Source organism: Pontibacter sp. HSC-36F09, assembly GCF_024171605.1.
Classification (GTDB): Bacteria; Bacteroidota; Bacteroidia; order Cytophagales; family Hymenobacteraceae; genus Pontibacter.
This window is the reverse complement of the sequence record NZ_JALKAA010000003.1, coordinates 62949-76861: the sequence shown is the minus strand read 5'-3', so window position 1 is coordinate 76861 and position 13913 is coordinate 62949. Positions and strand designations below refer to the sequence as shown.

12 protein-coding genes, 1 tRNA gene and 1 other RNA gene are annotated in these 13913 nt (G+C 49.7%); 9 read left to right on the top strand and 5 right to left on the bottom strand.

The window, feature by feature from the left end; genetic code table 11:
* Positions 1–47: 47 nt before the first annotated feature.
* On the top strand, positions 48–380 hold the full coding sequence (locus L1278_RS10180) for a tetratricopeptide repeat protein (protein WP_253403519.1): 333 nt from the start codon (positions 48–50) through the stop codon (positions 378–380).
* A gap of 194 nt (positions 381–574) precedes the next feature.
* Here L1278_RS10180 and L1278_RS10175 read toward each other — a convergent pair whose 3' ends face one another.
* Positions 575–4018, bottom strand: a complete 3444-nt coding sequence (locus L1278_RS10175) for a pyruvate carboxylase (RefSeq protein WP_253403517.1) — start codon at positions 4016–4018, stop codon at positions 575–577.
* Positions 4019–4637: 619 nt separating this feature from the next.
* Between L1278_RS10175 and L1278_RS10170 the strand changes: the two genes are divergently transcribed.
* The 5 genes from L1278_RS10170 (at position 4638) to L1278_RS10150 (ending at position 8937) form a co-directional block, all read left to right on the top strand.
* On the top strand, positions 4638–5561 hold the full coding sequence (locus tag L1278_RS10170; RefSeq protein ID WP_253403515.1) for a DUF2279 domain-containing protein: 924 nt from the start codon (positions 4638–4640) through the stop codon (positions 5559–5561).
* Between the two features lie 113 nt (positions 5562–5674).
* Positions 5675–6634, top strand: a complete 960-nt coding sequence (locus L1278_RS10165; RefSeq protein ID WP_253403513.1) for a DUF2027 domain-containing protein — start codon at positions 5675–5677, stop codon at positions 6632–6634.
* 242 nt (positions 6635–6876) lie between these two features.
* An RNA gene (rnpB, locus tag L1278_RS10160) (RNase P RNA component class A) lies at positions 6877–7268 on the top strand.
* Between the two features lie 279 nt (positions 7269–7547).
* Positions 7548–7748, top strand: a complete 201-nt coding sequence (locus L1278_RS10155; RefSeq protein WP_253403511.1) for a hypothetical protein — start codon at positions 7548–7550, stop codon at positions 7746–7748.
* Between the two features lie 181 nt (positions 7749–7929).
* Complete coding sequence (locus L1278_RS10150) at positions 7930–8937, top strand: hypothetical protein (protein ID WP_253403509.1); 1008 nt, start codon at positions 7930–7932, stop codon at positions 8935–8937.
* Between the two features lie 77 nt (positions 8938–9014).
* Here L1278_RS10150 and L1278_RS10145 read toward each other — a convergent pair whose 3' ends face one another.
* The 3 genes from L1278_RS10145 to L1278_RS10135 all read right to left on the bottom strand — a co-directional run bounded on the left by L1278_RS10145 (position 9015) and on the right by L1278_RS10135 (position 10532).
* On the bottom strand, positions 9015–9725 hold the full coding sequence (locus L1278_RS10145; protein WP_253403507.1) for an SIMPL domain-containing protein: 711 nt from the start codon (positions 9723–9725) through the stop codon (positions 9015–9017).
* 147 nt (positions 9726–9872) lie between these two features.
* A complete protein-coding gene (locus tag L1278_RS10140; RefSeq protein ID WP_253403505.1) occupies positions 9873–10181 on the bottom strand; it encodes a hypothetical protein in 309 nt (102 codons plus the stop codon).
* A gap of 75 nt (positions 10182–10256) precedes the next feature.
* Positions 10257–10532 (bottom strand): hypothetical protein, encoded by a 276-nt coding sequence (locus L1278_RS10135; protein ID WP_188502725.1) that lies wholly within the window; start codon positions 10530–10532, stop codon positions 10257–10259.
* A 196-nt stretch (positions 10533–10728) separates the two neighbouring features.
* On the opposite strand from L1278_RS10135, the gene L1278_RS10130 reads away from it, so the two are divergent.
* Positions 10729–10800, top strand: a tRNA-Glu gene (locus L1278_RS10130).
* A 286-nt stretch (positions 10801–11086) separates the two neighbouring features.
* Here L1278_RS10130 and L1278_RS10125 read toward each other — a convergent pair.
* On the bottom strand, positions 11087–11437 hold the full coding sequence (locus L1278_RS10125; RefSeq protein WP_253403503.1) for a helix-turn-helix domain-containing protein: 351 nt from the start codon (positions 11435–11437) through the stop codon (positions 11087–11089).
* Between the two features lie 224 nt (positions 11438–11661).
* On the opposite strand from L1278_RS10125, the gene L1278_RS10120 reads away from it, so the two are divergent.
* Together L1278_RS10120 and L1278_RS10115 are read left to right on the top strand one after the other, a co-directional pair.
* Positions 11662–13047 (top strand): NtaA/DmoA family FMN-dependent monooxygenase, encoded by a 1386-nt coding sequence (locus L1278_RS10120; RefSeq protein ID WP_253403501.1) that lies wholly within the window; start codon positions 11662–11664, stop codon positions 13045–13047.
* 46 nt (positions 13048–13093) lie between these two features.
* Positions 13094–13897 carry an NADPH-dependent F420 reductase gene (locus L1278_RS10115; RefSeq protein ID WP_253403499.1) on the top strand — a complete coding sequence of 268 codons (804 nt, stop codon included), beginning with the start codon at positions 13094–13096 and terminating at the stop codon, positions 13895–13897.
* Positions 13898–13913: the final 16 nt, after the last annotated feature.

Sequence of the window (13913 nt, the reverse complement as noted above, 5' to 3'; positions counted from 1 at the left end):
TTAAAATTAGATTTGTGCGAAGTTAGTTAAAATATAGCCAAATAGAAATGTCTCAAAATAGATTAGAACAGCTCTTCAAATTCTACGAAGAGGATCCAAACGATCCATTTACGATCTATGCGATAGCGACAGAATTGCGTGGATCCGATCCGCAAAAAGCGATGGAGTTTTACGAGAAACTTCTGTCTGAGCACGAGCGCTACGTAGGCACTTACTACCATGCGGCCAGCTTATACGCCGAATTTGGGCAGTCTGAAAAAGCCGAGCAGACCTACAAAAAAGGGATGCTGATCAGCCGTCAGGAAGGCAACATGCACGCATTTGCCGAGTTGCAACAGGCTTATAACAAGTTTGCAGGCCTTGACTACGAAGACGAATAGCACCTTTTGCGCTATGAATCAAAAATAGTATGCATGCAGCATATCTGCAAGTATAAAACCGTCTTTTCCGCGAAATGTTTTTCTTTTGACTCTTGTAGCGTACTTGATATAGCTCCCGAAGGTTTACGATAGTAAAAAGAAAAGCCACCACCTTTGCAGGTTTGGTGGCTTTTCTTTTTTATACCTTCAAATGACTACGATAAACTCACAACCAGATCGTCGGTGTTCACCAGCGAGCCCTCCGCCAGGTGTAGGTCGGCGATTTTGGTGGCCTCTGAAGCAGTGATGGTCGTTTCCATCTTCATGGCCTCAATCACGAACAGCGGCGTGTTTTTCTTCACTTCCTGGTCTTTCTCCACCAGTATCTTCGAGAGCAGCCCCTGTAACGGTGCCCCGATGTGCTTCGGATTGCCTTTGTCTACTTTCTGGTGCTGCACCCGCTCTACTTTTACCGACTTATCACGAACTTCTATGTTTCGCGTCTGGCCGTTGAGCTTGAAGAACACGGTGCGCATGCCGTCCTCGTCTACGTGGCCCAGCGACTGGTACTTGATCACGATGGACTTGCCGCGGGCTATGTCGATGATGGCCTCCTCGCCTTGCTGCATGCCATAGAAGAACAGGCGCGTCGGGATTTTGGAAACGTTGCCGTACTGCTCTAAGTGCTTGTGGAAGTCCTCGTATACCTTGGGGTAGAGCTGGTGCGAGAGGAAATCGGTGTACTTCGTGTTTTCGCCGAACTTCTCCTGGAATTTCTTAAACTCCCCTTCCAGGTCTATCGGCTCCATGTGCTCGTTTGGTCGGTTATCGTAAGGCTGCTCGTCTTTGAGCACGATGGACTGCAGCTTTTTCGGAAAGCCGCCCACCGGTTGGCCCAGATCACCGCGGAACAGCGACTGCACCGACTCCGGGAAAGATATCTGGTCGCCACGCTCCAGCACATCTACTGTCGTTAATCCATTGGACACCAGGTATAGCGCCATGTCGCCTACTACTTTGGAGCTTGGGGTTACCTTCACCAGGTCGCCGAACAGCTGGTTTACATCGGCAAAAGTATCTTTGATCAACTCCCACTTATCACCCAGACCGAGTGCATTGGCCTGCGGACGAAGGTTGGAGTACTGACCGCCCGGAATTTCGTGGTGGTATACCTCCGCTGTGCCTGCCTTCAGACCGGACTCAAATGGATAGTAGTATTCGCGCACCGTCTCCCAGTAGTTGGAGTGGCGGTTAAGGCTCTTCTGGTCAAACTCGCGGTGCCGCTCCTGGAAACGCATGGCCTCTACCATACTGTTAAAGTTCGGCTGCGAGGTTAGCCCAGACATCGAACCCAAGGCCACGTCCACCACGTCTACCCCTGCCTCGATGGCTTTGAGGTAGGTGGCCGACTGTACACCGGAGGTGTCGTGCGTGTGCAGGTGGATCGGCAACTTCACGGTATCGCGGAGCGCCTCGACCAGCACCTGCGCGGCGTAAGGTTTGAGCAGGCCGGCCATATCTTTGATCGCCAGAATGTGCGCCCCGGCATCTTCGAGTTGTTTGCCCAGTTGCAGATAATATTCTAAGGTATACTTGGTCTTGCTTGGGTTAAGGATGTCGCCGGTATAGCAGATAGCGCCTTCGGCCAGACCACCCGTGCGTTTGCGTACAAAGTTGATGCAGGGCTCCATGCTCTTCATCCAGTTCAGCGAGTCGAAGATTCGGAAAATGTCCACCCCCGTCTCCCACGACTTCTCCACAAAAGACTCGATCAGGTTATCCGGATAGGCCTTATACCCTACCCCGTTAGAACCACGTATGAGCATCTGCAGCAAAATATTAGGTATAGCTTCGCGTAGTTCGGCCAGTCGGCGCCACGGGTCTTCGTGCAGGAAGCGCAGACATACGTCGAACGTGGCGCCACCCCATACCTCCATGCTGAAGGTCTGCGGATGGTCTTTGGCGTACGCTTCCGCTATTTTGAGCATGTCAAAAGAGCGCATGCGCGTCGCCAGCAGCGATTGATGCGCATCGCGGAAGGTAGTATCAGTATAGTGAATCTGCTTATCGTTGCGCAGCCACTTCGAGAACTCCTCGGGACCAAGCTGTGTAAGCAGGTCCTTGGTGCCCGGTTCATACGGTTTGTTCTGGTTGAAGCCTGTGAAATCGGGTTTAGTGAGCACCTTGTTCGGGTCCGGTTTCTTCACATCCGGGTTGCCGTTCACGATCACATCGGCCAGGAAAGAAAGTAACTTGGTTGCCCGGTCTTTGCTCTTCTTAAAGACAAACAGCTCCGGGTGATTCTTCACAAAATCTACCGTGGCATCGCCGGAGATAAAAGTTGGGTGGGTGATGATGTTTTGCAGGAACTGGATGTTCTGCTTCACGCCCCGGATACGAAACTCGTCCAAGGTGCGAGACATCTTCATGGCAGCGTGTCGCAAGGTCGGAGCCTGTGCCGATACCTTCACCAACAGCGAGTCGAAGAAAGGACTGATCTTGGCGCCCTGGTACACGCTGCCCTGGTCGAGACGAATGCCGAAACCACCGGCGCTGCGGTAAGCAATGATGGTACCGTAGTCCGGTTTGAAGTCGTTCTCCGGGTCTTCAGTAGTGATGCGGCACTGGATGGCCACCCCATTCGCCCGCACGGTATGCTGCGGACCGAGCGATACTTCCTCGTGGTCCAAGGTATAGCCATCAGCCACAAAGATCTGCGTTTTGATCAGGTCGATGCCTGTGATCATCTCCGTCACCGTGTGCTCCACCTGAATGCGTGGGTTTACCTCAATGAAGTAAATGTTATTGTTGTGCGGCTCCACCAGAAACTCTACCGTGCCCACGTTGTTGTAATTCACAGCCTTGCAGATGCGGATGGAGTAGTCGTAGAGCTGTTGGCGTGTCTCTTCGTTCAGGCTGATGGCCGGTGCCACCTCCACCACCTTTTGGAAACGGCGCTGCACAGAGCAGTCGCGCTCAAACAGGTGCGTGATGTTGCCATAGTTGTCGGCTACGATCTGCACCTCAATGTGCTTCGGATTTTCGACGTACTTCTCCAGGAAGAGCGTATCGTCACCAAAAGCTTTCAGTGCCTCGTTCTTGGCTTCGAAAAAGCCCTTCTCCAGCTGCTCATCATCCCGGATCACGCGCATGCCGCGCCCGCCACCACCTGCGGCAGCCTTGAGCATCAGCGGATAGCCAATGCGGTGCGCTTCTTCCCGTGCTGTTTCATAGGTGTTCAGGTCGAGGTCGCTGCTCTGGATGATGGGCACTTCGCAGCTTACCGCCACTTTTTTGGCCGATACTTTATCCCCTAAAGACCCCATTACCTCCGGCCGCGGACCAATGAAGATGATACCGTTCTCGGCGCACCTGCGGGAGAAATGCTGGTTCTCGGACAGGAAACCGTAGCCCGGGTGGATGGCGTCTACGCCGTTGTCTTTAGCGATCTTGATGATGCCGTCGATGTCGAGGTAGGGCTGCAGCGGCTGGTTGTCTTTGCCGATCTGGTAGGCCTCGTCGGCTTTGTAGCGGTGCAGGGAGTAGCGGTCTTCGTAGGTATAGATGGCCACCGTCTGGATATTGAGCTCCGTACAAGCCCTGAGCACACGAATGGCAATTTCGCCGCGGTTAGCGACAAGTACTTTTTTGATTTTCATATAAGGTGAGATGTAAGGTATAGCTGCACTATATTTTTATGGATAAAGGGCGAAAAGGGGAAAACCAATGCGCCATAGGTATAAGCAACACTATAATATAAGGTATAGACAAGGACAGACGGGAAATGGAGTAGTCTGCCGTTCTGAAAACATCCCTTAATACAGGCTTTTTCCAGATAAGGTTATATTGTAAATTCGATGGGTAAACACCCTTCGCTATACCTGATGAGCTGTAATCTTTGCAATATATTGTAAATCACGGATATATATAAAAATTAGCATATTATCTCCCCACAAATCAGGTGTAGCTAAAAAATAGCGCCACTTCCTAAGCAGCTACGCTACCAAACTGAAAAACAAACTGACCTTTATATTCTCAACAAAAAACTGCTTACGCTTTATAATTTGATGTCTGCAATTTGATGTCTGCGGTAGCTCGGCTCGTAAAACTGAAGCAAGAAAGTGCTCAGGTGTTCCGGCTCACATTTAACCAGTATACCTGCTGGGGTACTCCAGCATGACGACGGTGTGGCGTTACGTTTAAAGCCGGATTAAAGCAAGATGATAACCACACTAAACTTCAAAGCCAGGGTCAGGCAGCAGGTGTTTTGTGCAAGCTATGTGTATCTTTGGCCTGATGTACCGCTACCTGCTTATCTTCTGGCTTTATGTGCTGCTCCTGCTCCAACCCTTGCAGGGTATAGCCGCCGCATCTGACTCTACGGCCACTGCCGTGAACAAAGAAAGGCTGCTGGTCCTTGGCACCGGCTTTGCGGTGGGTTATACCGCCATGTTGGTATCCCTGAACAAAGCGTGGTACAAAGATCAGGAGCGAACGAACTTCCACTTCTTCAACGATAACCGGCAATGGAAGCAAATGGACAAGGCCGGTCACTTCTGGGGAGCCTTCCATGAGAGTCGCGCAGGTATAGACTTGTTGCGCTGGGCAGGCGTACCTGATAAAAAAGCCATTCTATTCGGCGGTCTGACAGGCATCATTCTGCAAACACCCATCGAGCTATTTGACGGATTTCAGGCGAACTATGGCTCCTCGGTTGGTGACGCGATTGCCAACACGGTTGGCTCGGCTGCGGTGGTGGCACAGGAACTGGCCTGGCGGGAGGTTCGCATCATGCCTAAATTCTCCTTCCAGACCACCCGCTATGCTGCAGAACGACCAAATGTATTGGGCCATACCTTAGCTGAGCAAGCGCTCAAGGACTACAACGGGCAGACCTATTGGCTCTCTGTGAATGTGGGAGATTTTCTGAAGGAGGAAAGCAAATACCCCAAGTGGCTAAGTATAGCTGTAGGCTACGGCGCGGAGGGTATGGTATACAACGACCCTGAGCTGAATAAGGCCCGCGGGTTTAATGCACGTCGGCAGTTTTACCTTAGTCCCGATCTCAACCTGATGCACTTCAAAGGTCGCAGCAAAGTCCTCAACACCACGCTATACGTACTCAGCATCATCAAAATCCCGGCTCCGGCGCTAGAGTACAACCGCACAGACGGCCTGCGTTTCCATCCGGTATACTTCTAAATCAGGTCGTTTTTTCCGCCGCACAAATCGTATCTTTGTATAAATTCAATTTGTAATTACAATCAAAGGTATAGCAAGCAACGGCTATACCTTCGTGCTAAACACATAAGACTATGAACGTAGGAGATCGCGTGCGCCTGATGTCAGGCCGGGAAGAAGGCATCATTACCCGTATAATGGACAATAACATTGTAGAAGTCGCTATCGACAACGACTTCACTATACCTGTTTCTCGTCGTGAGATCGTACTGATCGCGCCGGAGGAGGCTAAGGCTTTCCGAAATACAGAGCCGGAGGCCTATGCAAAACCAGCTGCCCGCAAAGAACCACCAGCACCAGTGCTCGCCGAGAAAGGCATTTACCTGGCCATGGTACATCAGTCTGAGGAATTGCTGGCCGCCACGGTTGTGAACAACACCGACTACGATGTGCTATTTACCTCTGGCGAAGAGCGCAACAACCAATACCGCGGATTGCAAAACGACAAGCTGGCTCCTAAAGCCAGCCGCGTTGTAACTCATTACCACATGAAGGACTTTGAGAAATGGCCGACACTGATCGTGCAGTTTTTGCAGCACCGCAACGGAGCGCCGAGCCTGTTTGAGCCGGTGACCAAGAAGGTACAGTTCCGCGCCAACTCTTTTTACAAGAGCAAGAAAACCGCCCCGGTCCTCAACAAGGAAGCCTATGTTTTCCAACTCGACACCAAACCTGTTGCCGTAGACCCTGACAAGATAAAAGAGCAGCTATCTGAAAAGCCAGCCGCGCAGGAGAATATCAAAGTACAGGCTCCCGAGCACGAGGTAGACCTTCACATAGAGAAGCTGGTAGAGGACCACACCGGTATGAGCAACAGTGCCATGCTGAAGCTACAACTGGAACGCTTCCAGGACGCACTGGACCGCGCCATGGCTGCTAACATGCACGAGATCATCTTTATACACGGCTCTGGCAACGGCGTGCTCCGCAAAGAGATTCAGAAAATCCTGAGCCGCACCCCGGGCATCCGCTTCTTCGAAGACGCTAAGAAAGAGAGGTTTGGGTATGGCGCGACGTTGGTGAGACTTAGATAATTGAGTGAATGAGTGCTTTAGTGAGTTAGTGAATTAGTGAATTGTTAAATTGTTGATGGTTAAATTGTTGATGGTTAAATTGTTGTTTGTTCTTTTCACCTCCTGCAAAAGTCTTGGCTTAATGAGGTGTTAACTAGGAATCATACAGCTTCTCGCAGATTGGAACCAATCCACCGTTCCAACAATTTAACAATTAAGCAATCTAACAATTTAGTTATACCTTTGCAGGTATAGAAAGCTTAACAGCAAGCCGTCTTATCGCTGCTCCCGCAAGGGAGGAGAGGAAAGTCCGGGCAACACAGAGCATCCTACTTCCTAACGGGAAGGGGCCTTCCGGGAGACGGGAAGGTTACAGCCAGTGCCACAGAAAATAACCGCCAGTCTTGTGCTGGTAAGGGTGAAAAGGTGCGGTAAGAGCGCACCAGCGGCTGGGCGACCAGTCCGGCTGGGTAAACCTTAGGAGTTGAAAGACCAAATAGGCTGACAGCGCCTCGCTTCGGCGGGGCTAAGGGTTGCTCGTCCGATGTCAGTGGGTAGGTCGATGGAGCCTGCGCGCGAGTGCAGGCCTAGATAAATGATAAGACGTCGGGCTTTGGCCTGATGACAGAACCCGGCTTACAGGCTTGCTGTTAAACTTTTCTTTCTCACTTCACTTAGATTAATTTTTAATCACTTTTCTCCTTTCCTACTAGCGCTGCAACTGCTATTTAGTATATTATCAGGTATTGTTGTATAGCTTCGCCTGTGAGGCGGGCCCTCACTTTTTGTCTTGACACAAAAAGTATGCAAAAAAGTCAAGACTCCCCAATCTCGCTGAACGCTCAGACAGCGGAGCGCCGAAAGGTGCACTGGGCTGATGCTATACCTATGTCGCTTCGGTGCAAGTAACTCTTGCTATACCTGCCAGTGATCCGTGACAGAAACTACAGCGCTTATACCTGAGACTGGCAATGGCAGAAGGTCCCCCTTTGAAGGGGGCAGGGGGATGTCAATCGTGCACATGAAACTGCAGTTACGACGCCTATACCCAAGAATTGGCAGCAACAGATTCCCCGCCTTAGACAAGGAGGGGTTAGGGGTGGTTGGACCCGGTATAGGAGAGCATGATCTGTAATAGAAACAACGAAGCTATACCTGTAAAGTAACAACAGAAAATTTTCCTCTGGGGGTAGGCAGCCTCGACAATGGGAGGGGCAGGCTAATCGTGCACGAGAATCCTGTCGATCCTTTAATCCCCAAAATCCTGATTCTGACAAGCTCTTCTTCGTATCTTTGTACCTCCAAACGACACGATCATGACTGAGTTAAAACTATACGATCCGTTCCCCAACATGCAGTTCAGCGACAAGCACTGCTTTCTGTGTGGGGCACATACCGAACCCGATAACCGAACACCTGTTTTTGCGACGTGGCTGCAGGACAGGTATAAGCTGCGCGACAAGGAACTGCTTCTGCTCGATAAGAGCATCACAACCTACGGTGAGCTTACTATCCCCTGCTGTGATCATTGCCATACTCAGCACGTCATCCCGCTGGAAGAGGAAATTGCTACGGCCAGTGAGCAAGGTATAGCCGGACTGCAGGCGCTGGATTCCAAAAAGCTTTTCCAGTGGATCGGCAAAATGTATTATGGCACGCTGATCACCGAGCTGATCAAAGAAGCCGACCCGCTGATCATGCCGCAGAACCCGGTGAGCGAAAACCCGAAAATGCTGGGCAAGTTCCGCGAATTCTTCAAGGTGCTGCAGTCGATGCGCGTGTCCATGGAGTTCTCTGATTTCCTGCCCTGCTCCCTGTTTATGCTGGAGGTGAGCCCTGCCGAGGACGAATTGCCCTTTGAGTATCAAGATGAACTGACCACGATGGCCTTCAGTATAAAACTAGGTCCGGTTGTGCTCGTGTGTACGCTCCTCGACAATGGCATTATTGGCAAAGCCCTCGGCAAACTTTATCGCCTCACGCAGGGACAGCAACTGCACCCGATCCAAGTAGCGGAGTTTAAAGCGCGGGTGTTCTATGCAGCCTATATTTTTAATGTGATACCCGAGTACTTTGAGCGGCCGCTCAAGCCGGGAGACACGCACATCACACTCGACACTATTATAGACGATGTGACAAACGAGGTTTTTAATCCCTGGGAGATGACGGCTTATGCGCACATGCTGGAGGAAATGCTTAAACCCTGGGATATCCGAGAGAAAGAGATTCTGGCAGACCCGAGCAAGCCAATCAGTTTTCTGCTGGATGATGAGAACAACTTCAAACCGATGGAGCGCTATCAAAAGTTAGGTTTATCATTTTAGTTATACCAAACACCAAATAAGAAGGGCTCCCTGGCTAATGCCGGGGAGCCCTTTTTGATGCTGTATACCTGTACAGCCTATTGCTCAATCACAAAGCTCACGCTCACATTAGATGTCACAATCACTTCGCCGCCAGCAATGGATGGTCCTCCGCCTTGTGCCATTTCCATGTCCATCGACATTTTTGCATAACCGTTCCGTGGCGAGCCGTTGGAGGTATGCTCACTAATAGAGTATACTTTACCGACTTTAGCTCCTAACTCCGCTGTCAAGGCATTGGCTTTTTGCTTGGCATCGGCCACGGCTTTTTTGCGGGCCTCGGCACGGTGCTTCTCAAGGTCTGAAACTCTGAAGTAGACGTTATCAATTCGGTTCACGCCATTGTCATACAAACCGGACAGCAGTTCGTCGAACTTGTTGATCTTTTTGATCACGATCGTCATGGTTTTCTGAGCCAGATAAAACTCAGGCTGCGCTTTTCCAAATTCTGTACCAGCGTAAATAGGCTGCAGGTTTACGAAAGAGGTCTGGATATCTTTGGCGTCCACGCCCTGCTTCCGCAAATACGCGATAATGGCGGCCGCTTGCTTATCGGTTTGCTTTCGGGCCTGATCCAGGGTCTTCTCGCGAGTTTCCACTCCCAGGGTAATCACGACTTCATTTGGCTCAAGCTTCACCTCCCCTATTCCGTTCACACTAATAAGCGGAGGCAAGATCTGCTGCTGGGCCACTGCCGGAAACACAGATACCAGCAAAAACATCAGGGCGACAAAGGATACTTTTTTCATAATTTTAATTAAAAGGTTAGAAACGTGGTAGTAAATATAGCATCATGCTATATAGCCTCCAATTACAAAGGCCGTACCAGAAATGAGTTGGCACAAAAAAACCCTTCACAAGCGGGTGAAGGGTTTCTGTTTAGTTGTAAACGGCTATTAAGCTTCGAAGTCGAAATCCTGGTCAGCCACGTACTTGGCAACCAGCACAGCACCGAGTGTTACAGCACCTGCTGTCAGGATAAGCTGTGTCGTGCTCATACGGCGGGCGCCCTGTAGCACCAGCTTCCCTACATCGTGCAGCAGTTCAGGCAGTTTGTCGTGCTTACCCTGAAACACGTGCATCGCCGACTCTACCGTTTTAGACATGTCGTGTGGCTGCATGAGTCTGAGAGCGCTTTGTTCCTTCTTGCCCTGGCTTTGTTTGTTTTTGTCGGCATCCTGGTTGCTCTTGTTATCGTTTTCCATAGTTATTTTCGGTTTCGTTTAGGTATTACGTTTAAGTGGTTTTCTTATACGGCATTATCTGCGTCAGGATATGGCCTAACCCTCAGCACGGCCTCCGTACTTAGTAATCATCTCGTTCATGCGCTGCATCAGACTGTCGGAGTTTATCATCATGCTTGCCGGGAAACCCACCGAAAGGTCACTGATTTCGAGCGACTTCGCGTCAGGATCGTAATTGAAATTGGCATTAACGCCCTTCTCGTCTATGCGGCCACTGTTGCCCTGCAAATTCATGCCATAGGTCTGCAGTTTGCTTTTCAGTTCGTTGTATGCTTCTGGCGTTACGCCAGTATAGAATGCTCTTTTTGACATAGGATTAAATTTTAACGGATGAAGGTATAACGGCACAAGATAAGACGAAGTTTACAAAAACGATTAGGTTAGGCATTCGCTTCAGCCTCCCGAAAGCGCCTCTCAGGTATAGGCGAAGCGGTGTGGTCCATTTTTTAAAAATAATTTTGCTTCCTAAAAATCGGCTTGTATATTTGCACCCGCAATACAGTAGCACGGTCCGTTCGTCTAGGGGTTAGGACTCCAGATTTTCATTCTGGCAACAGGGGTTCGATTCCCCTACGGACTACACTTTAAAGCTTAAAAAACCCGCTTATTTCATCAAATAAGCGGGTTTTTTGTTTCTAGAGTAACAGGAAAGTAACAAAAAAGATTTTCAGCGCTGTTACTCATCGTCATTACTATTCAATCTCTTCTCACTTGCTTTGTATTTGAACAAGCTAGTCTCCCTCCTATCTCATCAATAAGTGAGGTTAAAACAGCTGTAAAGAGAACCAAATAACTGCAGGTACAGAACAAGAATTAATTCCCTCCTATTTAGGGAGGTCTTTCGTCTTCACCTATAACTTTCGCAATTATTCCTTTTCGAAGATTTTCTTCCGGTGGTTGAGTCCCCACCCCTTCAAAGCATTGATGATCGGTGTTAAAGTATCGGCATACGGTTCCGGTTTATACAGGATCTTCACCGGGTAATCGTCTTTTACCACCCGCTTTATCAGTTGGTGTTGCTCGAGGTCCTTTAATTCCTTGGCCAGTACCTTCGGGGTAATACCGGGAATACTTTCCTGTATATCGGTGAACCGCTCATTGCCCGTCATCACAGAAATGATAATGGGTAGCTTCCATTTCCCATTAATCACTTCAATTGCATCCCGCACCGGCTTTACAGTGTCCAGGCAGGACAGGTATCCCATTTTATTAGCCATAACTCCTCCATTTTAAACTACTTCACTTTCCTTTGGGAAAGCACTATACAAAGGAAAGTAATAAGTCGTAATTTTGCAACACCTACAGAGATTGGAATTTACAAGGCGGGATATGGTAGTTGCAGGTCCTCAAGAACGATTGGCAGTTGCTATAATGAATCCGGATGCAGATGGAGATTCTCGCTCTGGTCGGGTGTTATACATGGAATTAAAAAATTAGGATCATGGCTTATAATGAATCAATAAATAACAACGCTAAGGCAGGTAAACAGATGCTCATCGGTTTACACCTTGGAAATGGATACGGCTCTCAGCCGGGAGCCTGGCGTATGCCGGGAGTTGACCCCAAAAGTTATACAAGTTTCGATGCGCGTGTTAAACAGGCTCAAGCAGCGGAGCGTGGTAAGTTTCAATTTATATTTTTGCCGGATGGCCCTGGCTCTATCCTGACTGATCTGGAAACCGAGTCGCCAAGTTTTAATCTTGATGTGATGCTCACCCTTGCAGCTGTCGCACGCGAAACCAAGCGCATTGGGTTAGTGGCTACAGGTTCTACCACATTTAACGAGCCTTTCAACCTTGCCAGGCAGTTCAAGGCGCTCGATGTCATGAGCCACGGTCGTGCAGGTTGGAACGCGGTTACATCAAGCGGTGATGCCGTCGCAGCAAACTACGGAAGAAGTATTCCGTCCAGCGAGGAACGCTATGGGCGGGCGCACGAGGTCATCCAGCTCATCCAAGCACTTTGGGGCAGTTGGGGGAAAGATGCCTGGGTGCATAACCAGGAGAGCGGGCAGTTTGCGAAGAGAGATCAGATCGTTCCCGTCAATTTTAAAGGCAAGTTCGTGGGCTCACGCGGGCCGCTATACATTCCCCCATCGGAACAAGGCCAACCCATTATCTTCCATGCTGGAGGCAGCCCCAATGCGCATGAGTTGGCGGGTCGCTTCGCCAATGCGGTCATTGGAGCGGCATTTACCATGGAAGATGCACGTGCTCAACGTAATGCATTCCGGGAAGCTGCAGAGCGTTACGGTCGTAACCCCGACGAGCTCAAGTATATTCCTGGCCTTATGACTACCATCGCCAAGGACAGACGCACAGCACTGGATCGCAGGATCAAACTCACAGGAAGCCTCATCCCTCAACGGGTAGCGTATCTTCAACAAATGCTCGGCATACGTCTTGACCTTAGCCGCATTGATGAACCGCTCTCAAAAGAGCAACTGGACGCAGCGCGCCCATCGCCATATGACCCTCGTTCCCCCCATGCCCTGAAGATTGCAAAAGAAGGGTGGAGCCTGCGTGATATAATCGCCCATGGGGTGATTGATTATCATCCTGTGATCGTAGGACCGGGTATAGAGGCCGCCGATCATATGCAAGCGTGGTTTGAAGCAGGTGCCGCCGATGGATTCTGGATTTCTCCCGACATTAACGAAGATGGTATCGATTCTTTTGTGGACGAAGTGGTTCCAATTCTACAGAAACGTGGGCTCTTCCATCAAGATTATGAAGGCAAGACTTTACGCGATCATCTTGGTGCTTCGGATCAGTATGGTGTTGACCTTCGTGTTTTGACATGGAGCAAAGACAACATAGAGAAATAAGCCATAATTCATCATCATTAAAAATTAATCATTAAATATAATCAACATGAACATAGGAGTAATTGGCGCCGGCGTGATCGGCAAGACCCTGGCAAGAAAGTTTAGCGCAGCCGGACACAACGTGACACTAGCAGATGCCAGAGGTGTGGCAAGCATTCAGGCCATTGCTGACTGGGCAAACGTAAGAGCTATAGAGGTAGAAGATGTTGCAACGGATGTGGATGTGTTGGTCGTATCCATTCCGTTTGGCAATATCCCTGACCTGGTAAAAACACTGGAAGGCAAAATAGCCGATCATGTCGTGATCGTGGAGACGACCAACTTCTGGCCCAATCGGGATGCTACAGTGGAGGCCGTGGAAAACGGCATGGTGAACAGTGTATGGGTGCAGCAGCAGTTCGGTAGGCCGGTTGTAAAAGCATTCAGTAATATTGGCGCTTACAGCCTGGCGGTAGAAGGAAGACCCAAAGGAAGTAAAGACAGGATTGCGCTGGCCGTGTCGGGTGACGAGCAAAGAGCAAAAGAAGTGGTGATGGGCCTGGTGGATGATGCCGGTTTCGACGCCTTAGATGCCGGACTATTAGAAGATTCTTGGCGTCAACAGGCGTGCTCCCCTGCCTATTGCACAGACCTCACTCTGCCTGAGCTTATAAAGGCCCGGGCAGCAGCCCAGAGAGAAACACTCAGAGAAAAGCAGGACCTGTTGTTTAGTAAAATGCAGGACATTGGCGAAGACTACTTTAAAATCATTTTGTCAGGAGATTACCCGGAAGGATTCGTAGATCATGCAGTAGACATTGTTAGGGAGATCAACAATATGCCTCCAAGAAAGCATACTACGTTAAATTAATCTTGAAACTGTTTAA